We start from the raw sequence: 20,330 nt of genomic DNA, 5'->3' as shown, positions 1-20,330 counted from the left end.
TTAAGAGTTCGTAAATTTGGCAGGGCGTTTTTCCATAAACGCTGCCATACCCTCTTTTTGATCATTTGTAGCAAAGCAAGCATGAAACAAACGACGCTCGAAATGAATTCCTTCTGAAAGCGTAGTTTCGTAAGCGGTATTTACCGCTTCTTTTGTCATCATGGCAGTCAGTAAAGGCATATCTGCAATGTCCTTAGCAATTGCTTTTACTTCCTTCAATAAATCTGCCTTTGGAAATATTCGCGCCACCAAGCCTGCGCGCTCTGCTTCTACAGCATCCATCATGCGGCCCGTTAAAGCCAAATCCATTGCCTTCGCTTTCGATACTGCACGTGGCAAACGTTGGGTGCCTCCCGCTCCGGGAATAATGCCTAACTTTATTTCTGGTTGCGCAAACTTTGCGTTATCAGCCGCCATGATGGTGTCACACATCATTGCCAACTCACAGCCACCACCCAACGCATATCCTGACACCGCAGCAATCACGGGCTTACGAACTTGCCGCATATGCTCCCAATTGCGAGAAATAAAATTATGGCGATATACATCTTGCAAGCTACGCTTTGCCATTGATGCTATGTCAGCGCCTGCTGCAAATGCTTTCTCACTGCCAGTAACGATGATGCAACCAATATTGTCATCAGCATCAAACGCTAGCAAGGCCGCACCGAGCTCATCCATTAATTCATCATTAAGCGCATTGAGCACCTCAGGACGATTCAAAGTGATAGTGGCAACCTTGCCCTCAACTTCAGTCAAAATTGTTCTGTAGCTCATAGATTTCTTTCTAATGTATCGTTCATCAACGGGGCAGCAATAGCCACATCTTGCCATTTTGTTTCATGCGCCCGGCCATTTCCCCGGCAGCCTCACCTGATCCCCAATAGTAATCAGCTCTGACACCCCCCACAATGGCCTTGCCAGTATCTTGCGCCATAACGAGTTTCTGTAATGGCTGAGTACTTAATGGCTTAGTTGTAGCTAAAAATACTGGGGCGCCCAAGGGCATTGCCTGTAGATCAATTGCAATACTGCGCTCAGCAGTCAAGGGCACGCCTAGTGCACCATTAGGACCTAAATCTGCCTCCATATTACCCGGCAGCTCTTTAAAAAATACAAAGCGAGGGTTGGCATTGAGCATCTCGTTGACGCGATCGGGATTACGCCTTGCCCATTGCGAAATACCTTGCATCGTAGCTTCACTGCGGGTGATCTCTTTATGATCTAGAAGCCACTGAGCAAATGATTTAAATGGTTGATCATTAGTTCCCGCAAAGCCTAAACGCATTACGCGCCCATCTTCAAGACGAATTTTTCCTGAGCCTTGTATTTGCATAAATGCAGCAGCTACAGGGTCTTGCACCCAGGCGATTTCAGACCCTTTCAGTATGCCCGAAGCTATTAAGTCAGCTCGGGTTGGGCTTGGGTTCGGTTTCATTTTTTTCCAAGCGTTTGGATAAGCGTAAAGCGGTACGCTATAAACGCTTGAACGCATTAATGATCCATTCATCACAGGCTCGTAATAACCAGTGACCAGTCCTGTCTCACTTCCAGAGTTATTTCGAATTTCATATGCCTGAAAATAATTCTCAAAATATCGGCGAATAGCCTGCTCATCACGGCCTGAGAGGCTTGTAGCCTGCGCGCAGACCTGACGCCAATTCACTTCGCTACTACGCCTACGCAAGGCATCGCAACTCTTGAGCCATGCTGGCCATGCTTGGGTTAGATCATCCTCCTGCCAACCAGGTAGCGCCTGCCATGAGACGGCACTAAAACTGGCAATCGATGAGCTATAGGTAGAAGGTGCAGCGCCCGAGCTATTAGATCGATACCCTGTTCCGCGCGTGGGAGGAGTGGAACAGGCAACAAGCAAGCTGGCAAAGACAATAGCGAATACACTTACTTGAAACAATTTAAATTTAGAAATCATGATTGCCAATTTACTCGATGAATACCCAATGCTACTGTTTGTCATTGAAGGCGCTATTGCCTTGGGGCTCCTATTGTTTATTGTCTTGTGGACCGGTAAAGGCAAAAAATAATTTCCAGCGCTTAGTCCACCACGCTTAGTGCAGCGTGCGCGGCATGACCAAGGCAAATTCTGGAATTGGGGCCTGAAAGAACTGCGCCTCTTCCGTGACACAAAAATACTCACCACGCATCGTGCCAGCCGGCGTTGGGAGGGTAGCCCAACTGGTGTACTCAAAATGCTCCCCGGAGCGCAATAGGGGCTGCTGTCCAACCACCCCCAGACCTTTTACCTCTTGGACATCGTTATCCCCATCCGTAATGAACCAATGGCGGGCAATCAGCTGAATGCTGGCCGATCCTGTATTGCGGATCGTTACCGTATAGGCAAAGGCAAATTGGCGATTATCTGGGTCAGATTGGTCTGGAAGATACTGGGTCTTAACCGTAATGCTGATTTCATGGGGGTTCATGCTCGAATTCTGCTCCATCCTAAGGTCAACTGCAAGCTAGAATCTAGGGATGGAAAGCCAAAAAACACCATCAAATCATCAATTTTTGATTGCCCCCTCTATTTTGTCAGCTGACTTTGCCTGTTTAGGCAAGGAAGTGCAGGATGTTTTAGTAGCCGGCGCAGACTGGATTCACTTCGATGTGATGGATAACCATTACGTCCCTAACCTCACAATTGGCCCCTTGGTTTGTGAGGCTATTCGCCCTTACGCGAGTAAAGACGGAAAACCTGCCGTCATCGATGTTCACTTAATGATTGAACCAGTGGATCGCATCGTTCCTGACTTTGCAAAAGCTGGCGCTAATCTCATTAGCTTTCATCCAGAGGCGAGTCCTCACGTGAATCGCACATTAAATTTAATTCGTGATCAAGGCTGTCAAGCCGGGTTAGTTTTTAATCCAGCAACCCCACTTGATCATTTAGATCACACTCTTGAGTTGCTTGATTTAGTTCTGCTGATGTCTGTCAATCCTGGCTTTGGTGGTCAATCATTTATTCCTAGCACCTTGCAAAAGATTGCTCAAGTACGCGCCCGCTTAGATCGCTATGAAGCTGAAACTGGCCGTCATATTCGTCTTGAAGTTGATGGTGGAATTAAGGTCGATAACATTGCACAAGTTGCTCAAGCAGGTGCAGATACTTTTGTTGCAGGCTCGGCTATTTTCGGAAAAGAAAATTACGCTCAAGTCATTGACGCAATGCGCACAGAATTGGGAAGGTCAGGAAAAGCCTAATGCAGCGCGAAGAATTTAATGCACTAGCCAAACAAGGTTTCAATCGCATTCCTTTAGTGAAAGAGGTATTGGCCGATTTAGAAACCCCGCTGTCCCTCTATGTGAAGTTAAGTCAAGCTTTTGGCAAAAAAAATACCTACCTTTTGGAATCAGTTCTTGGAGGCGAGCGGTTTGGGCGCTTCTCCTTTATTGGCCTGCCCGCCAGAACCATTATTCGTACCGTAGGGACTCCTACCAACCCCATCAATGAAGTGGTAACGGATGAAAAAGTAGTTGAGACTAACAACGATAATCCGCTCGACTTTGTAGATGCCTATTTCAAGCGTTTTAAGGTTGCAGTTGAGTCTGGTCTACCGCGTTTTTGTGGTGGCTTAGCTGGTTATTTTGGCTACGATACCGTTCGCTATATCGAATCGCGTCTTGCTAAACATGATTTACCAGATGAACTAGGTGTACCTGATATTCAGCTCATGCTCACTGAAGAGTTAGCCGTCATTGATAACGTTGCAGGCAAAATTTATTTTATTGTCTATGCTGATCCAAGCATCTCTGATGGCTTTGAAAAAGCGCAGGCACGCTTAAAAGAATTACTCACCTGCCTTAGTAAACCAGTCAGCGTGCCGCCTTCATTGGCTAGCACTAAGACAGAGCTGATTCGTAAGTTTAAATCGGTAGATTTTGAGGATGCAGTTCGCAGAACCAAGGAATACATTTTGGCTGGCGATTGTATGCAGGTAGTCATAGGGCAGCGCATTAGCAAGCCGTTTACTGATTCACCGCTCGCCTTATACCGGGCTTTACGATCTTTGAATCCATCGCCCTATATGTACTTCTATGATTTTGGCGACCTACAGATTGTGGGCTCCTCCCCAGAAATCTTAGTGCGCCAAGAAAAACGGGCTGCTGAGAAAATTGTGACTATTCGTCCGCTGGCTGGCACGCGTCCCCGCGGTAGCAACCCAGAGGAAGATGAGCGTCTAGCTAAAGAACTCTTAGCAGACCCGAAAGAGATTGCTGAACACGTGATGCTGATTGACCTTGCCCGTAATGATGTAGGGCGCATCGCTAAAACAGGATCTGTCAAAGTGACTGACTCAATGTCCATTGAGAAATACTCTCACGTGCAGCACATCGTGAGTTCAGTAGAGGGCGATCTTTTAGATAATATGAGCAATATGGACGTGCTACGCGCCACCTTCCCTGCAGGAACCCTCTCCGGAGCCCCAAAAATTCGGGCAATGGAAATCATTGATGAGATGGAAATTGTGAAGCGTGGCGTCTATGGTGGTGCAGTAGGCTACCTCTCTTTCTCAGGCGACATGGATGTGGCGATTGCAATTCGCACTGGTGTAATACGTAATGGCATATTGCACTCTCAGGCTGGTGCTGGTGTTGTTGCAGACTCAGATCCGACAGCAGAATGGAAGGAGACTGAGGTAAAAGCACGTGCAGTCTTAACCGCAGCTGAGTTAGTACAAGGAGGACTCGATGCTCCTAATGATTGATAACTACGACTCCTTTACCTATAACCTCGTGCAATACTTTGCAGAACTAGGTGAAGAGGTCAAAGTATTCCGAAATGATGAAATTACAGTTGCAGAAATTGCAAAATTGAATCCTGCGCGCATTTGCATTTCACCAGGTCCATGTAGCCCAGCTGAAGCAGGAATTTCTGTAGCAACTATTAAACAATATGCTGGCAAGATTCCAATCCTAGGTGTGTGTCTTGGACATCAAGCTATTGGTGAGGCCTTTGGCGGTAAAGTCATTCGAGCCCAGAAAGTAATGCATGGCAAGACAGATAGCATTCATCACACTGGCGTCGGCGTATTTAAAAGCTTGCCCTGACCCATTTAAGGTTACGCGCTATCACTCTCTAGCCATTGAGAAAAGCTCTTTGCCAGATTGCTTGGAAGTCACTGCGACCTCCTCTGATGGTGAAATCATGGGCGTGCGCCATAAAGAGCTGGCAGTTGAAGGTGTTCAGTTCCACCCCGAATCGATTCTCTCCGAGCATGGCCATGCCTTACTCAAGAATTTTTTACAAAATAAGTAGTCAAGCTACCTAAAGCCACATGTCAATCACTCCTCAAGAAGCGCTACAGCGCTGCATAGAACATCGCGAACTCTTTCATGATGAAATGACAGCTATGATGCGCCTCATCATGAGCGGTGAAATGTCGCCTGAATTGGTAGCAGGTCTCTTGGTGGCATTGCGCACCAAGAAAGAAACTGTTGGCGAAATCGCAGCTGCCGCACAAGTGATGCGTGAGTTCGCAACCTCCGTAGACGTCGAAGACCGTACTCATTTAGTTGATGTAGTAGGCACCGGTGGCGATGGCGCCCATACCTTTAATATCTCGACTGCGGCGATGTTTGTTGCTGCAGCAGCTGGCGCAAAAATTGCCAAACATGGTAATCGCAGCGTTAGCAGCAAGTCCGGAAGTGCTGACGTACTGGAAGCGTTAGGCGTCAATCTTGCGCTTTCTGCAGAACAAGTTGCCCAGTGCATCTCTACAGTGGGTGCTGGCTTCATGTTTGCCCCTAACCACCACCCGGCAATGAAAAATGTTGTGCCTATACGCAAGCAACTGGGTGTGCGCACTATTTTTAATATCTTGGGACCACTAACCAATCCGGCTGACGCTAAACGTATTTTAATGGGCGTATTTCATCCTGATTTAGTTGGCATTCAGGCCCGTGTATTACAAGCGCTAGGCATGGAGCATGCTTTAGTGGTTTATGGGCGTGACGGCCTCGATGAAATTTCACTCGAAGGCTCCACGCTCGTAGGGGAACTCAAGTACGGCACTGTTCGTGAGTATGAAATTCATCCGAAAGACTTTGGTTTAAATACTGCTCCGACCATCAGCTTTAAGGTTGCCAATGCGGAAGAATCCAAGCAGATTGTTTTAGATGTGATTGATAACAAGCCCAGCGCTGCAAGTGACATTGTCTGTTTAAATGCAGGCGCTACCCTATACGTAGCAGGCGTTACCCCCGATATTGCCAGTGGTATTGCTAAAGCTAAAGCAGCTATTGCATCTGGGGCTGCCCGTCAAAAATTAAACGCCTTTGTCACTGCAACACAAGCTAAATAAATTACTATTCATGAGCGATATTCTCGAAAAAATTGTTGCGACCAAAAAGATTGAGATTGCGCATAACCTGAAACAACTTTCTCTTGCAAATCAACGTGAGAAAGCGCAAGCAAACAACCAAGATTCCGCTCTAAAGCCGAGAGGCTTCATTCGCTCGATTGAGCAAAAAATTGCGGAAGGTAAACCGGGCGTTATTACCGAAATCAAAAAAGCTAGTCCAAGCAAGGGCATTCTGCGCGAGAATTTCATTCCCGCAGAAATTGCACGGTCCTATGAAAAACATGGCGCTGCTTGCTTATCGGTTCTAACTGACGTCGATTACTTTCAAGGTAGCAATACCTACCTGCAACAAGCACGTGCTGCTTGCAGCATTCCTGTTTTACGTAAAGATTTCACCATAGACCCTTATCAAATCTATGAAGCACGTGCCATTGGTGCGGATGCAATTTTATTAATCGTAGCCTGCCTAGAGCTCAATCAAATGAAAGAGCTTGAGGCTTGTGCTCACGAACTGGGCCTAGATGTATTGGTAGAAGTACATGATGGTACTGAGTTAGAGCAAGCACTCGAACTCAAAACATCATTACTAGGTATTAATAATCGTAATCTCAAGACGTTTGAGGTGACATTACAAACAACTCTTTCACTTCTATCTGCGGCGCCAAATAATAAAACTTTGGTTACCGAATCTGGAATATTGAATCGTGCCGATGTTCAACTCATGCGAGACAATCAGATCAATGCGTTCCTAGTTGGTGAGGCGTTCATGCGCTCTGCTGACCCTGGTGCCGCTCTTGGTCAGCTGTTTTTCTAAAGTAATTTGAAATTTACCAATAAAAAAGCTCTTGAAAAAGAGCTTTTTTATTGAGTCGCTAGCGAATGTTTGCTTTGTTAAACGTTGAATAAGAAATTCAACACATCCCCGTCCTTCACTATATACTCTTTGCCTTCGGCGCGCATCTTGCCAGCTTCTTTAGCGCCTGACTCACCCTTAAATTGAATGAAGTCATCATAAGAAATGGTTTGCGCACGAATAAAGCCGCGCTCAAAGTCTGTATGAATTACACCAGCTGCCTGTGGAGCTGTATCACCTTGGTGGATAGTCCAAGCACGAACCTCTTTTACACCTGCAGTGAAATAAGTATGCAAGCCTAGTAAGGCGTAACCCGCTCTAATCACGCGATCTAATCCTGGCTCAGCCATCCCTAGATCGGCCAAGAATTCTGTTTTATCAGCATCATCTAAATCTGCAATTTCCGCTTCAATGGCGGCACATACTGCAACTACAGGCGCATTCTCTTTGGCAGCATGCTGCTTAACTGCATCAAGATGAGGATTATTTTCAAAACCATCTTCTTTAACATTGGCTACGTACATTGCAGGCTTGGCAGTAATTAAGCAAAGAGGCTTAATTAGCAATTTTTCATCGTCACTTAAATTTAAGCTTCGCACTGGTAGGGCTGAATCTAGATGGGCTTGCACTTTAGTCAATACCGCAACTAATGCAGCAGCCTCTTTATCGTTTCCAGACTTTGCGGCCTTGCTAGAACGATTAAGCGTTTTCTCAACTGTCGCTAAATCCGATAAAGCCAACTCGGTGTCAATAACACCAATATCTGCAATAGGATCAATCTTCCCAGCAACGTGGATCACGTTCGGATCCTCAAAACAGCGTACCACATGGGTAATTGCGTCCGTTTCCCGAATATTGGCTAGGAATTGGTTTCCAAGCCCCTCTCCTTTGGAGGCGCCAGCTACCAAGCCCGCAATATCGACAAATTCGACTGCAGCTGGCAGGATGCGCTCAGGCCTCACAATCTCAGCCAAGGCGGCTAGACGGGGGTCAGGAACCTCAACAACGCCCACATTAGGCTCGATCGTGCAGAAAGGATAGTTTTCTGCTGCGATCCCAGCCTTGGTAAGCGCATTAAAGAGGGTAGATTTGCCGACGTTAGGCAGGCCGACGATGCCACATTTCAAAGACATAACGATATTGTAAAGGGGCTGGTTTCGATATCATCGAGTTATGGCAGAAGCTCATTCAAACCCCCGCCCCATAAACCCCAGAAATCCCTCGCAAACTCGTCCTGTGGATGTCGTTGTTGTAGGGGGAGGCATTGTTGGCAAGGCTTGCGCGCTTGGTTTAGCCCAGCTAGGCTTAAACACGGTTGAGATCGCCCCCGATTTAGGTCTGGCAGTTCCTAACCCTCAAGGCTATCAATGGGGTCAAAGAATTTATGCTTTTTCACCAAGTACCCAAAAACTACTGGCCCATTTGCAAATTTGGGATGCTCTTGACCACGGCCGTCTTCAGGCGGTGCGAGACATGCGTATCTATGGGGATCGCGGCGAAAAAAATGATCAGCTCCATCTATCTGCATTCGAGGCTGGTACACCTCAACTTGCGTGGATTGGAGAGTCGAATTTAATTGAACATACACTTGACCAAGCTGCACGCTTCCAAAATAAATTGGAGCGTATTGCCGATGCTGTTGAAAAAATTGATATTGATGCCAATGGAAATACTCTGCACTTAAAAAGTGGTGGTGCTATTCACGCGCAGCTTGTGATTGCTGCTGATGGTGCGAACTCACCAATCCGCGATTCGATTGGGGTTTCTTTTAGCGAAGAGAGTTATTCACAAAGCGCAGTAGTAGCTAACTGGATGTGTACTTACCCTCACCTTGAAACTGCCTTCCAGTGGTTTCTGCCAGGCGGAGATATTGTTGCAATGCTCCCTTTACCAAACAAGCAAGTCTCGATGGTATGGTCAACTTCGACTGAGCATGCAGCAGAACTATTAAAGCTTAATCAGTCGCAGTGGTTAGACCGCTTCTCATCTATTGCCAATGGCGCAATAGAAAAGCAACTTGGCGAGCTCACACTGAACTCCACTCCTGCTGCATTTCCTTTAAGAAAAATTCGAGCTGCTCGCTTCATTGGTCCCGAGGCTAACCCAAAGGTTGCACTGATTGGGGATGCGGCCCATGTAATGCATCCCTTAGCAGGGCAAGGCCTGAACTTGGGTCTTCGGGATGTGGCTGTGCTACTCAATATCTTGAGTAAGCGTGAATCCTTTCGCTCATTAAATGATCTCGCCTTATTGCGCCGCTATGAACGCCAGCGACAAGGCGACACTAGTGCGCTTTTATGGGTCACTGATAAGCTGAAGAAATTATTTTCAGGCGGTAGCAACACAGAAAAACAGTTGCGTAATTGGGGGCTTGGACTGGTTAATAAAAGTCACTTCATTAAACAGCGCCTTATTGAACGGGCATTAGGAGAAATTGATTTTGACTAAATTTTTATCGGCAGCCTCATTTGTTGTTGGATTACTCTGCACTACCCTTCTTTTTACAGAAGTCGCGCAAGCGCAAGTAGATCAACAACTCAAATTAGATATACAGAAAAAATTAGGTGGCAGCGCAAAAGTACGCAGCGTTACTCCGGCGCCGGTATCGGGGCTATATGAGGTGCTAGTTGGCAATGAAATTTTCTACACCGATAGTTCAGCAAAATACTTATTTCAAGGCGAAATTATTGAGCTTGCTACCGGTAAAAACATGACTGAACAAAGGCAGGCAGATCTCAACCGAATTAAATGGAGCGACCTTAATCAAGCTAATGCTTTCAAGACTGTCCGTGGCAATGGCAATCGTCAATTAGCCATCTTTTCTGATCCGAACTGCGGCTACTGCAAGCGCCTCGAGAAATCGCTTCAGCAATTGGATAATGTCACCATTTATACCTATCTCATCCCCATACTGTCTGCCGACTCAAGCCTCAAAGCGAAACAAATTTGGTGCTCCTCCGACCCCAATAAAACCTATATAGACTGGATGGTCAACGGTGTAGCCCCTAGCGGAAAAACTGACTGCAGCACTCCCTTAGATAAAAACCTAGCATTTGCAAAAAGCTATGGCATTACTGGCACCCCTACTCTCTTTTTTACTGACGGTAGCCGCTTTCCTGGCGCCGCTCAGATCACCGATATTGAAAAGAAATTTGCCTCACTGAAATAAGCCTATGAACACTACAGACCTGCCAGCAATCCAATACACCGTATGGCCTGCAGACTTGCATGGTCATCGCTTTGAAGTAAAGCTGCATATTGCCAATCCAGATCCTAAGGGGCAGATTGTTCAAATGCCGGCGTGGATACCTGGTAGCTATCTGATTCGCGACTTTTCAAAACAGATTGAAAAGATTGAGGCCTTTACTGCAGGATCAACAAAGAAAAAAATTGCTTTAGATCGAATTGATAACGATCACTGGCAACTACCGCCACTAGAAGGTGGTGTGGAAATCCTCACAACAATTTATGCTTTTGATAACTCTGTGCGTGCGGCCTATCTCGATACTGAGCGCGCATTCTTTAATGCAACTAGTCTTTGCCTCATCGTTAAGGGTCAAGAAGCTCTTCCATGCTCTCTAGCAATTACTGCGCCAGAAACGGCATACTCAGATCACTGGTCAGTGCAAACTAGTCTAAGAGTAGTCAAAACAGACACGCGCGGTTTTGGGTTTTATCTTGCTCAAAACTATGATGACCTCATTGACCATCCAGTAGCAATGGGGGAGTTTCAGGTGGTGCGCTGGACATCAAACAATACGGCGCACAGCATGGCAGTTCAAGGATGTCTGCATCCAATCGATGCAGCACGTTTAGCCGCTGACTTACAGGCTATTTGTTCTTGCACCATCAACCTTTTTGAACCTAAAACAAAACAGGCGCCATTTACCAGCTATCTCTTCTTAGTGAATACCGTTTTAAATGGATATGGTGGTCTTGAACACCGCAATAGCACCGCATTGCTATGCCGTCGCGATCAAATTCCACAGAAAAATATCCCTTTAGATGAATCTAGCTATCGCGAATTCTTAGGCTTATGTAGCCATGAGTATTTCCACGCATGGTTGGTAAAGCGTATTCAACCAAAGGCTTTCCAGCCATATGATCTGGGCAATAGAAATCACACACGCTTGCTATGGATCTTTGAAGGTTTCACCAGTTACTACGATGATCTACAACTCTTGCGCAGCAAACGGATTGATTTGAGCGCCTATCTCAAATTACTTGCTGATAATTGGAATGGTGTCTTGCGTGGGCCAGGAAGATTAAAGCAGAGCATAGCTGATAGCTCTTTTGATGCCTGGACCAAGTATTACCAAGCCGATGAAAATACTCCCAATGCAGTCGTAAGCTATTACGGCAAAGGCGCCCTTATCGCCTTGGGTCTAGACCTACAAATCCGCACCTACTCAAAGAATAAAAAATCTTTAGACGATCTGATGCGCTTGATTTGGCAAAAGCATGGGGTAACGCTTGATGGCATTACCGAGAACGGCTTAGACATTTTGATTAAGGATTTACTTGGGGATGGCTTTAGCAAAATATGGAACGACTTCAAGTCTCGCTATATCTTTGGTATTGAAGATATTCCAGTCCAAAAATGGATTACTTCCAAACTCATTTCAGTAAAGCCAAAAATACAAACTAAACTTGAAAGAATCAAGCTGCAGTTAGGTTTGCGCCATACAGAAACCAATGGCTGGCTCAAAGTTACTCATGTATTGGATGGTGGAGCAGCACAAGCAGCAGGTCTCGCAGCAGGTGATTTACTTGCTAGCATCAATGGCCAACGCGTGACAAGCAATCGCTGGGATAAGGTCCTCGGCACCCTCTCAGAGGGTCAATCAATCAACCTCTCTTTCTATCGCGATGATCTTGAGCATGAGCGTATTTTGGTATTAGAGTCGGCTCAGCTACCAATACAATATGAGCTTACTGCAGTGGGCAGTAACTACAAGTAAATGCCCTCTTTTTCTAAAGACGATATCCCACAAGATTGGCGCAAACTATTAGGCGACTATTTTGATTCTCCTGCCTGGGGTAAATTAGAGAACAATATTCAAGCTGTCTTAAATTCTGACTTCGAAAGTGTCCGCCCTGAGCCACAGAATTTTTTCAAAGCACTTGCGTTAACCCCGGTTGATTCAGTGAAGGTGGTGATTATTGGGCAAGACCCGTATCACTCTCCAGGACTTGCGCAGGGCCTTGCATTTTCCATCCCCGCAAGCATTCCAATAAATTCTCGTGAGTTTCCAAGCTCTCTCCGCAACATCAGCAAAGCATTAGCTCTTGAGGGTTTTGGCCCCCTACCCCATGGTGACTTACATGATTGGGCCAATCAAGGAGCACTCCTACTTAACACTGCTCTCAGCGTCAGGTTAGGACAGGCTGGTAGTCATACCAATCTGGGGTGGAAAACCTTCATTGATCACCTTATCTCTAAGCTAGCGTTCAAGAAGCCATCCTTAGTTTGGCTACTTTGGGGAGGGCATGCTCAATCTAAGAAAGACCTGATAGAGCCGGGACAAGACCAACTGATCTTGCAATCCTCACATCCATCTGGCTTAGGAGTCTATAAGACAGATAGGCCCTTTTTAGAACCCGGTACAGCGCGCAGTTGCATGCACTTCACGAAAACAAATCATTGGCTGCAAGCGCATGGCCTTGAACCCATTCAATGGGTTCGATCTTCTGAAAAGACCCCTATAAAAAACTCACAAGATGATTTATTTAGCTAAACCGGTATAGATCCACCCTATAGTGCAGGCAGCGAAGATGGCTACCAGCCACTCCAACATTTGGCCCGATTGAAAGAACCCCATATATTGGCCTAAATACGAGCCTCCAGCTGCTGCGGCAAAGCCCAGTAATACGCTGATGAGCAATCCCCTGACGCTTGAGCTCTGAGAGCCCTTGGCTAACCCAGGGTAAAAGATCCAGGCAAAAGCCCCGGATGCACCCCCAATTAGCAGAAAAGCCAAAAACCCCATTCTCACCCCCATTAATGATGTCATCAAATCTATAATCACCATTATGAAGTTGTTGACACTCGGCATCAATCATCACACAGCGCCGGTCGCCATTCGGGAAAAGGTCGCCTTTGACCCTGAATTTCTTCAAGAAGCGTTGCACGATCTCCGCCAACATTTGCTGGGGGCGAATCAATCCGGCCTGCCTGAAGCGACCATCCTGTCAACCTGCAACCGCACCGAAGTCTACTGCGCAGCTAACGATGCTGATGCGGCCAGCATTTTGCATGAAGCGACTTTTGATTGGCTAGCAAAAACCCAGCAACTCGCTCCAAGCAGTCTTGAGCCACACATTTACTCCCTCCCACAATCGGATGCTGTTCGTCACGCCTTCAGAGTTGCGTGCGGTTTAGATTCAATGGTGATTGGTGAAACCCAAATCTTGGGACAAATGAAAGATGCAGTTCGCACCGCAAATGATGCAGGTGTTTTAGGAACCTACCTTAATCAGTTATTTCAGAAAACATTTGCAGTTGCGAAAGAAGTTCGCGGATCAACTGAAATTGGCGCGCATTCGATTTCCATGGCCGCAGCATCGGTGCGACTTTCTGAACGTATTTTTGAAAAAATTTCTAATCAAAAAATTCTGTTCATTGGCGCAGGTGAAATGATCGCCTTGTGTGCAACGCACTTTGTTGCCCGTAAACCAAAAAATGTTGCCATTGCTAATCGTACAATCGAGCGTGGCCAAGAGTTGGCAGATGCTATTGCTGATCAAGGAACTCAAGCAGAATCATTCAAGCTTTCTGAGCTTCCTGGCCGCTTACATGAATTTGACATCATCGTGTCGAGCACCGCCTCGTCCTTGCCGATCATTGGTCTTGGCATGGTGGAGAGCGCTCTGAAGCAGCGTCGACATAAACCGATGGTGATGATTGATTTAGCAGTCCCACGCGACTTCGAACCAGAAATTTCCAGGCTTGATGACGTGTATCTCTATACTGTTGACGATCTTGGCGTGATGATTCAAACAGGCGCAAGTTTGCGCCAAGCTGCTGTAAGTCAAGCTGAAGCAATCATTGAAGATCGAGTTGGTAATTTTATGCATTGGATGCAAGGTCGCAATGCGGTTCCGTTGATTCAGGATATTCAGCAACAAGGTGAACGCTTAAGACAACTTGAGTTAGAACGTGCGATGAAACGTTTGATGCGTGGCGATGATCCACAGGAAGTTCTAAATGCCATGGCACAAGGTCTTACCAATAAATTCTTACATGGCTCGCTCCATGCATTACAGCACTCCAACGGCGCAGAGCGCGATGCCTTAATCAAGTTATTACCTAAACTATTTGCCTCACACTCAAAATCAGAAGACCATTAGATGAAGCCCAGCATGCGGGCTAAGCTAGATCATCTAGACACGCGCTTAGCCGAACTTAATTCCCTTTTAACATCTGAAGAAGCAACCAAAGATATGGATGCTTATCGGAAACTCACGCGTGAGCACTCTGATATCGCTACCGTCGTTGAGCAATTTGGCTTGTATAAGCAGGCTGAGGCAGATGCACAAGCCGCAGAAGAGATGCGTAAAGATCCTGAAATGAAGGATTTTGCAGATGAAGAGCAAAAGCAGGCTCAGGCAACTATGGAAGAGCTTGAGAGTACTCTACAGAAACTGCTTCTACCCAAAGATGAAAACGACGAGCGCAATGTGTTCTTAGAGATTCGGGCGGGTACTGGTGGGGATGAAAGCGCGCTCTTTGCCGGCGATCTTCTACGCATGTATACCCGCTTTGCAGAGCGTCAAGGCTGGAAAGTAGAAATAGTCAGCGCTGCTGAATCAGACTTAGGGGGATACAAAGAGATTGTCCTTCGCCTAGTGGGTCAATCTGTTTATTCACGCCTGAAATTTGAGTCTGGGGGCCATCGCGTGCAACGCGTCCCTCAGACCGAAACCCAAGGTCGTATTCATACGTCAGCCTGCACTGTTGCAGTCATGCCGGAAGCAGATGAACTGGAGGCGGTGAAAATCAATCCCGCTGAATTACGTATCGACACCTTCCGTGCATCTGGTGCAGGGGGGCAGCATATCAATAAGACTGACTCTGCAGTACGCATCACCCACTTGCCAACCGGCACTGTAGTGGAATGTCAGGATGATCGCAGCCAACATCGGAACCGTGAACAGGCAATGAAAGTATTGGTCTCGCGAATCATGGACGCACGCGAACGTGAAAAACACCAGCTCGAAGCGCAAACTAGAAAATCTCTCATTGGTTCGGGCGATCGTAGCGACCGTATTCGAACGTACAACTTTCCACAGGGTCGCATCACTGATCACCGAATTAATCTCACACTCTATAAGATCGATGCCATGATGGATGGTGATATTAATGACCTCTGCAATGCCCTTGCATCCGAGCACCAAGCTGAATTACTCGCCGCTCTTGGCGATAATTAAGCAAGAAGTAAAATCTTCATGGGAATAGATGCAACTCTGCGCTCGTTAATGAGCGCCACCCTACTTCCACCCAATGAAGCTCGAATACTCATGGCTCAGGTACTCGATCAACACTACCAACTACCACGCTCTGCCCTGCTATCGCGTGACGATATGGAGCTTCATGCTCAAGCACTTGAGGAGTGGAAAACACTAGAATCCAGGCGACTTCAAGGTGAGCCGATTGCCTATCTCATTGGGAAACGTGGTTTTCATAATATTGAGCTGCAAGTTGCGCCGGGTGTTTTAATCCCGCGCCCAGAAACTGAACTACTTGTTGAAATTGGACTGCGTGAGATTAAGCAAATTGAAAAAGAGGTTATTACTCCCAAGGTCCTTGATCTAGGAACCGGCTCTGGAGCAATTGCACTAGCGATTGCAAATGAGGCTCCAAGTTCAATAGTGACCGCAACAGATCAATCTGCTGAAGCATTAGTCATTGCTAAGGCGAATGCCAAACAGCTAAACCTTGAGTCTTGTGTGCAATTTTTGCAAGGTAGTTGGTATGAGGCTTTGCACGAGAAGGCTTTATTTGACGTGATCCTAAGCAATCCCCCTTATATTGCTAGCCAAGATCCTCATCTGACTCAAGGTGACCTGCGTTTTGAACCCATTTCTGCCCTAACGGATCATGCCAGCGGGCTTACCTGCCTCAAAGTCATCATTCAAGGGGCTTTAAACCACCTAAAACCCATGGGCCTGATTGCAGTCGAGCATGGCTTTGATCAGTCAGAGGCTGTAGTCTGCCTGATGAAAGCAGGGGGATTTAGCGACGTTCAGGCCCATCAGGATTTGGCCGGCCATAACCGCGTGGTGTCCGCTAGGAAATAAGGCGTCAAGCCCCCCTTTGTTGCATAAAGTCTTAAAATCGAAACAATAGTATTTCTAAACCATTTTTACCGCTTTATTGCTTTTCTAGAAAGAATTTATGGACACTCAAGCTCAAATTAAAGAAATCGTTACTAGCCACCCCGTTGTATTGTTTATGAAGGGAACTGCGCAGTTTCCTCAGTGCGGCTTCTCTGGCAATGCAGTCAATATTCTGCGCGCTAGTGGCGTTGAAAAACTCCATACCGTGAACGTATTAGAAGATGCAGGAATTCGCCAAGGTATTAAAGAATTTGCTAATTGGCCAACCATTCCTCAGCTTTATATCAATGGTGAATTCATTGGCGGCTCAGACATCATGACTGAAATGTTTCAGTCTGGCGAGCTGCAAAAATTAGTTAAAGCATAATCAGCCTTACCTTAGTGACTTTTGATCTAAGCTCTCTTCTGTTGTTTGGCTTGCCGCTGGGATTGTGTGCTGGCCTCTTGGTTTATGCCCTCAATTTACGCTCGAGCCTCGCACGGGCAGAACTTCAAGTTGAAGCTGAGAGCGCATTAACCCTAGGTCTTAGGGCTGAACGTGATCAAGCACTTCAAAATGCCATTCGTCTTGAAGCGGAACTCGATTCAGAACGCAAGCAAGGACTCGGGCGTATTGAGTCGCTCAATGAAGCTAAAGAGGCGCTCACTAGCCAATTCAAAAACTTGGCCAATGAAATTCTGGAGGATAAATCCAAGCGCTTTACAGAACAAAATGCAGCGAGCCTCGATGCTCTTTTAAAGCCATTACAATCCAAGCTCACCGAATTCAAAGAGCAGGTCAATAACTCTTATGGGAATGAAGCGCGTGAGCGCTTTGCACTTAAAAGCGAAATTGAGCGCCTAGCCAATCTCAACCTACGCATGTCAGATGAAACACGCTCTTTAACCCAAGCATTAAAGGGCGACTCCAAAGTCCAAGGTAATTGGGGTGAGCTAGTACTCGAGTCTATTCTTGAGTCATCAGGCCTGCGTAAAGGCGAGGAATATGTTGTACAGGACAGCCATACGCAAACTGATGGTTCGCGCTTACAGCCTGACGTAGTCATTAAACTTCCCGAGGGCAGAAGTTTGGTGGTTGATAGCAAGGTGTCCATAACAGCTTATGCCAGACACGCTGAAACAAGCGACTCGGACATTGCTGAGCGTGAGTTAGCCGCCCATATCCAATCACTACGTCAACATATCCAAGGGTTATCAAGCAAGAACTACAGCTCTCTCTATGGCGTAGGTTCCGTGGACTTTGTTCTCATGTTCGTTCCGATTGAGCCCGCTTTCTTATTGGCCCTGAAAACTGCTCCGAATTTGTATCAAGAGGCGCTTGCTAAAAATATTGTGTTGGTTTGCCCAAGTACCTTGATGGCAACATTACGAACTGTCGCTCATTTATGGAGGCAGGATCACCAAAATCGGAATGCTTTAGAGATCGCAAAACAATGTGGCAATCTCTACGATAAATTTGTAGGTTTTGTAGATGATCTTGAAAAATTGGGTCAACGTTTAGATCAAGCCCAGACTAGCTATCACGATGCCTTTAGCAAACTGAAGACTGGCAAAGGCAATCTCATTCGCTCTGCTGAGAAGGTGCGTGAGCTTGGCGTTAAACCAAGTAAGAATTTATCTACTCCATTAATTGAGTCTTCTACAGATTTCGAATAAAAGGGCTCATTTGAAGCCCAAGAATGATGCGCAGGCCTATCGCAAAATAGCTATTGCTACTTGCTTTGGGACCTTCTTGGAGTGGTATGACTTTCTTACTTTCGCAAGCTTAGCGGTTGTTCTTGGTCCATTATTTTTTCCTTCAAGTGATCCCAATACAGGTCTTTTAGCAAGTCTTGCAACCTTTGGCGTTGGAATGGTGGTTAGGCCCATCGGATCGGCCCTATTTGGATCATTAGGTGACCATATAGGCCGCAAGCCCGTCTTTATGATCACGATTGCCTTAATGGGTCTGGCAACTGTCAGCGTAGGATTTTTGCCAACCCATGCACAGGTCGGCATCTGGGCTCCCATTCTTTTGCTTGCTTTACGCTTGATCCAAGGCCTCTCTGCTGGAGGTGAAATTGGTGGTGGCGCAGTATATCTAACAGAGAATGCTGGTAACGAAAATAGAGGGCTCAAAACAAGCTTTCTTCAGCTAATGGGGCCGCTAGGAATTTTGGCATCGACTTTGCAAATCGCCTTCTTACGGCAATGGCTTTCGCCAGAAGAATTTCAATCCTGGGGCTGGCGTGTTCCATTTTGGATTTCCCTACTGCTTCTAATAATTGCCTTCCACATACGTAGGTCATTAGAAGAGACCCCCGTCTTTCTTGAACTCACCAAGCAAAATGGCAGCACAGAGTCACAGTTAATTAATAATTTTCGTGATCCAGAAATTCGTAAAAGAATGTTTCTTTTATTTTTCTGCGTATCCTCAAGCGGAGCGATACTATTCTTTTGCGTCCAAGTTTATGCGGCAATTTTTCTCAAAACTACCGTCAAGCTTGATAGTGAGATAGTCGATAAACTCAGCATTTTTTCAACGATTGCGCTATTTCCACTCACCATCTTTGCGGGTTGGGCCTCAGACAAAATTGGCAGAAAACGCATTGTGGTGGGAGGCATCATTCTTGGGGCCATATTCACCTACCCCGCATTTGAATTGCTACTTTACTTAGGCAATATCTACGCTCAAGATAATCAATCAAATGCTATATTGGGTATTGGAGCGATACTAATCATGCTGTCTTGGACTCTCGCCCTAGTTGTTGGACCCCAGACCGCTCTTTTAGCAGAATTATTCCCAGCTAGAAATCGAAGTAGTGCCGCAACACTCCCACATAATTTAGCTGCCGGCTGGATTGGGGGGTTATTACCATTAGCAGTCGCTTGGTTAAACCAACAATCGGGAAGTGGCCTTGCTGGACTCTGGTACCCAACCATATTCCTCGGATGCGCAGGGATACTGGCAATATTAACGCTTCCAGAAACCAGAACAGCAAACCTACTGAAGTGATCTTATAAAGCCTGAATTTGGTTAGCAATTTTTTCTGAATTGCGTTCTTAAAATCAGACCACCAATTGATACAGGATTGCTGAAGATCCAATATTTCCAGGGGATTTGATATAGCCTTAGCTTTCATAGCCTCAAGAAATTGGGGTAATTCTGCCCATGAGCCCAGTATCGGAAATGGGATTGGGCCAATCATTCCCAATGCGTCTTTAGACAACAAAAACTCATGGGAAAGTGAAATAGGAATACATCCCAGTTCCAGCGCATCATAAAGACGAATCGTTTCGGGATTGTTGCCTGAAGGACATGGCGCGAAAATACTGTCTTCCATAATGGCAGAGTACAAACCAACGTTATAGCCCCCAGCAAAACCATTGGATGGCATCACATATAAATTCTCTCCACAAGCAGCTGCTGGGCCAGCAAAGCTTGCACGCTCATTGTTATAAGATGCCGAGTTATTAATCCATCCTAAAAATGCAGAGAGGCACTGACGCTGCGAAGCCTTCTTCAGAACAGTTTTATTTCGTGGGCCAACTCCAGTCCTAAATCCGTTGGGTGCCCATACAACTTTTCCCCCAAGCTCAGCATCGCCAATAATGCTTGAGAAATAATAATTACGAATCACAAGATCACATTCGGAATATGCTGAAATATCCTTATCAAGCCTTTCTCCGCCCATGTGATAAAGAATGACTTTATTACCCAAGGATTTAAGATGACGAATCAGATCTACGTTTATTTGATTGAGCTCCAAATAAACAACGGCTGAATCTTTTAATTTCTCGGGATCAACGCCAAGAATATATGGCGCTCCACCAAATAA

Annotated in this window: 19 protein-coding genes and 1 pseudogene; 15 read left to right on the top strand and 5 right to left on the bottom strand. The window is 46.1% G+C overall.

The features are described 5' to 3' along the window. The 3 genes from A9236_RS05990 to apaG all read right to left on the bottom strand — a co-directional run bounded on the left by A9236_RS05990 (position 1) and on the right by apaG (position 2,444). Positions 1–777, bottom strand: coding sequence for an enoyl-CoA hydratase (locus tag A9236_RS05990; RefSeq protein ID WP_071464520.1), 777 nt, complete (start codon positions 775–777; stop codon positions 1–3). Between the two features lie 25 nt (positions 778–802). Beyond that, on the bottom strand, positions 803–1,933 hold the full coding sequence (locus A9236_RS05985; RefSeq protein ID WP_083393419.1) for a murein transglycosylase A: 1,131 nt from the start codon (positions 1,931–1,933) through the stop codon (positions 803–805). A 136-nt stretch (positions 1,934–2,069) separates the two neighbouring features. Then, entirely contained in the window at positions 2,070–2,444 is a 375-nt protein-coding gene (gene apaG, locus A9236_RS05980) for a Co2+/Mg2+ efflux protein ApaG (RefSeq protein ID WP_071464518.1), read from the bottom strand. A gap of 49 nt (positions 2,445–2,493) precedes the next feature. Here apaG and rpe point away from each other — a divergent pair, with 49 nt between their 5' ends. From rpe to trpC, 5 genes and pseudogenes are all read left to right on the top strand, one after another. Next, positions 2,494–3,219 (top strand): ribulose-phosphate 3-epimerase, encoded by a 726-nt coding sequence (gene rpe, locus A9236_RS05975; protein ID WP_071464517.1) that lies wholly within the window; start codon positions 2,494–2,496, stop codon positions 3,217–3,219. Next, positions 3,219–4,724: an anthranilate synthase component I gene (gene trpE / locus A9236_RS05970; protein WP_071464516.1), complete on the top strand. Its 1,506-nt coding sequence runs from the start codon at positions 3,219–3,221 to the stop codon at positions 4,722–4,724. Before rpe ends, trpE begins: the two co-directional genes overlap by 1 nt. Continuing rightward, positions 4,708–5,275 (top strand): annotated as a pseudogene (locus A9236_RS05965) (aminodeoxychorismate/anthranilate synthase component II). The gene trpE and the pseudogene A9236_RS05965 overlap by 17 nt, the downstream one beginning before the upstream one ends. Positions 5,276–5,294: 19 nt before the next feature. Beyond that, complete coding sequence (gene trpD, locus A9236_RS05960; protein WP_071464514.1) at positions 5,295–6,320, top strand: anthranilate phosphoribosyltransferase; 1,026 nt, start codon at positions 5,295–5,297, stop codon at positions 6,318–6,320. 10 nt (positions 6,321–6,330) lie between these two features. After that, positions 6,331–7,134: an indole-3-glycerol phosphate synthase TrpC gene (trpC, locus tag A9236_RS05955; protein WP_071464513.1), complete on the top strand. Its 804-nt coding sequence runs from the start codon at positions 6,331–6,333 to the stop codon at positions 7,132–7,134. A gap of 77 nt (positions 7,135–7,211) precedes the next feature. Here the strand turns inward: trpC and ychF are convergent, their stop codons facing one another. Further along, the gene (ychF, locus tag A9236_RS05950) at positions 7,212–8,306 is read right to left on the bottom strand and encodes a redox-regulated ATPase YchF (RefSeq protein ID WP_071464512.1); all 1,095 of its coding nucleotides are present in this window, start codon (positions 8,304–8,306) and stop codon (positions 7,212–7,214) included. 40 nt (positions 8,307–8,346) lie between these two features. Here ychF and A9236_RS05945 point away from each other — a divergent pair, with 40 nt between their 5' ends. From A9236_RS05945 to A9236_RS05930, 4 genes are read left to right on the top strand one after another with little or no spacing between them, the layout of a single operon-like run. After that, the gene (locus A9236_RS05945) at positions 8,347–9,621 is read left to right on the top strand and encodes an FAD-dependent monooxygenase (RefSeq protein WP_083393418.1); all 1,275 of its coding nucleotides are present in this window, start codon (positions 8,347–8,349) and stop codon (positions 9,619–9,621) included. Beyond that, positions 9,614–10,342 (top strand): DsbC family protein, encoded by a 729-nt coding sequence (locus A9236_RS05940; RefSeq protein WP_071465085.1) that lies wholly within the window; start codon positions 9,614–9,616, stop codon positions 10,340–10,342. The genes A9236_RS05945 and A9236_RS05940 overlap by 8 nt, the downstream gene beginning before the upstream one ends. A gap of 4 nt (positions 10,343–10,346) precedes the next feature. Further along, positions 10,347–12,134: a M61 family metallopeptidase gene (locus A9236_RS05935; RefSeq protein ID WP_071464511.1), complete on the top strand. Its 1,788-nt coding sequence runs from the start codon at positions 10,347–10,349 to the stop codon at positions 12,132–12,134. Then, on the top strand, positions 12,135–12,911 hold the full coding sequence (locus A9236_RS05930) for a uracil-DNA glycosylase (protein WP_071464510.1): 777 nt from the start codon (positions 12,135–12,137) through the stop codon (positions 12,909–12,911). Here A9236_RS05930 and A9236_RS05925 read toward each other — a convergent pair. Continuing rightward, positions 12,900–13,163: a GlsB/YeaQ/YmgE family stress response membrane protein gene (locus tag A9236_RS05925; RefSeq protein ID WP_071465083.1), complete on the bottom strand. Its 264-nt coding sequence runs from the start codon at positions 13,161–13,163 to the stop codon at positions 12,900–12,902. The genes A9236_RS05930 and A9236_RS05925 overlap by 12 nt on opposite strands. 43 nt (positions 13,164–13,206) lie before the next feature. Here A9236_RS05925 and hemA point away from each other — a divergent pair, with 43 nt between their 5' ends. The 6 genes from hemA (at position 13,207) to A9236_RS05895 (ending at position 19,507) form a co-directional block, all read left to right on the top strand. Beyond that, positions 13,207–14,523, top strand: a complete 1,317-nt coding sequence (hemA, locus tag A9236_RS05920; RefSeq protein ID WP_071464509.1) for a glutamyl-tRNA reductase — start codon at positions 13,207–13,209, stop codon at positions 14,521–14,523. After that, complete coding sequence (prfA, locus tag A9236_RS05915) at positions 14,524–15,603, top strand: peptide chain release factor 1 (RefSeq protein ID WP_071464508.1); 1,080 nt, start codon at positions 14,524–14,526, stop codon at positions 15,601–15,603. It abuts the gene before it with no gap. A gap of 48 nt (positions 15,604–15,651) precedes the next feature. Then, positions 15,652–16,473 carry a peptide chain release factor N(5)-glutamine methyltransferase gene (gene prmC, locus A9236_RS05910; RefSeq protein WP_236638717.1) on the top strand — a complete coding sequence of 274 codons (822 nt, stop codon included), beginning with the start codon at positions 15,652–15,654 and terminating at the stop codon, positions 16,471–16,473. A gap of 97 nt (positions 16,474–16,570) precedes the next feature. Continuing rightward, on the top strand, positions 16,571–16,879 hold the full coding sequence (grxD, locus tag A9236_RS05905) for a Grx4 family monothiol glutaredoxin (protein WP_071464506.1): 309 nt from the start codon (positions 16,571–16,573) through the stop codon (positions 16,877–16,879). A 14-nt stretch (positions 16,880–16,893) separates the two neighbouring features. After that, a complete protein-coding gene (gene rmuC, locus A9236_RS05900; RefSeq protein WP_083393417.1) occupies positions 16,894–18,168 on the top strand; it encodes a DNA recombination protein RmuC in 1,275 nt (424 codons plus the stop codon). Positions 18,169–18,178: 10 nt separating this feature from the next. Then, positions 18,179–19,507, top strand: a complete 1,329-nt coding sequence (locus A9236_RS05895) for an MFS transporter (RefSeq protein ID WP_071464504.1) — start codon at positions 18,179–18,181, stop codon at positions 19,505–19,507. Positions 19,508–20,330 lie beyond the last annotated feature (823 nt).

The sequence above is a fragment of the Polynucleobacter sp. QLW-P1DATA-2 genome (genome assembly GCF_001870365.1).
In the GTDB taxonomy this organism is placed as follows: domain Bacteria; phylum Pseudomonadota; class Gammaproteobacteria; order Burkholderiales; family Burkholderiaceae; genus Polynucleobacter.
The sequence above is the reverse complement of the archived record's forward strand: the minus strand, read 5'-3'. Positions and strand labels throughout refer to the sequence as shown.

What these genes read in the sequence shown, in the direction of transcription:
- A9236_RS05990 (WP_071464520.1), bottom strand. Translation starts at nt 777, where the DNA reads ATGAGCTACAGAACAATTTTGACTGAAGTTGAGGGCAAGGTTGCCACT.
- A9236_RS05985 (WP_083393419.1), bottom strand. Translation starts at nt 1,933, where the DNA reads ATGATTTCTAAATTTAAATTGTTTCAAGTAAGTGTATTCGCTATTGTC.
- apaG (WP_071464518.1), bottom strand. Translation starts at nt 2,444, where the DNA reads ATGAACCCCCATGAAATCAGCATTACGGTTAAGACCCAGTATCTTCCA.
- rpe (WP_071464517.1), top strand. Translation starts at nt 2,494, where the DNA reads ATGGAAAGCCAAAAAACACCATCAAATCATCAATTTTTGATTGCCCCC.
- trpE (WP_071464516.1), top strand. Translation starts at nt 3,219, where the DNA reads ATGCAGCGCGAAGAATTTAATGCACTAGCCAAACAAGGTTTCAATCGC.
- trpD (WP_071464514.1), top strand. Translation starts at nt 5,295, where the DNA reads ATGTCAATCACTCCTCAAGAAGCGCTACAGCGCTGCATAGAACATCGC.
- trpC (WP_071464513.1), top strand. Translation starts at nt 6,331, where the DNA reads ATGAGCGATATTCTCGAAAAAATTGTTGCGACCAAAAAGATTGAGATT.
- ychF (WP_071464512.1), bottom strand. Translation starts at nt 8,306, where the DNA reads ATGTCTTTGAAATGTGGCATCGTCGGCCTGCCTAACGTCGGCAAATCT.
- A9236_RS05945 (WP_083393418.1), top strand. Translation starts at nt 8,347, where the DNA reads ATGGCAGAAGCTCATTCAAACCCCCGCCCCATAAACCCCAGAAATCCC.
- A9236_RS05935 (WP_071464511.1), top strand. Translation starts at nt 10,347, where the DNA reads ATGAACACTACAGACCTGCCAGCAATCCAATACACCGTATGGCCTGCA.
- A9236_RS05930 (WP_071464510.1), top strand. Translation starts at nt 12,135, where the DNA reads ATGCCCTCTTTTTCTAAAGACGATATCCCACAAGATTGGCGCAAACTA.
- A9236_RS05925 (WP_071465083.1), bottom strand. Translation starts at nt 13,163, where the DNA reads ATGGGGTTTTTGGCTTTTCTGCTAATTGGGGGTGCATCCGGGGCTTTT.
- hemA (WP_071464509.1), top strand. Translation starts at nt 13,207, where the DNA reads ATGAAGTTGTTGACACTCGGCATCAATCATCACACAGCGCCGGTCGCC.
- prfA (WP_071464508.1), top strand. Translation starts at nt 14,524, where the DNA reads ATGAAGCCCAGCATGCGGGCTAAGCTAGATCATCTAGACACGCGCTTA.
- prmC (WP_236638717.1), top strand. Translation starts at nt 15,652, where the DNA reads ATGAGCGCCACCCTACTTCCACCCAATGAAGCTCGAATACTCATGGCT.
- grxD (WP_071464506.1), top strand. Translation starts at nt 16,571, where the DNA reads ATGGACACTCAAGCTCAAATTAAAGAAATCGTTACTAGCCACCCCGTT.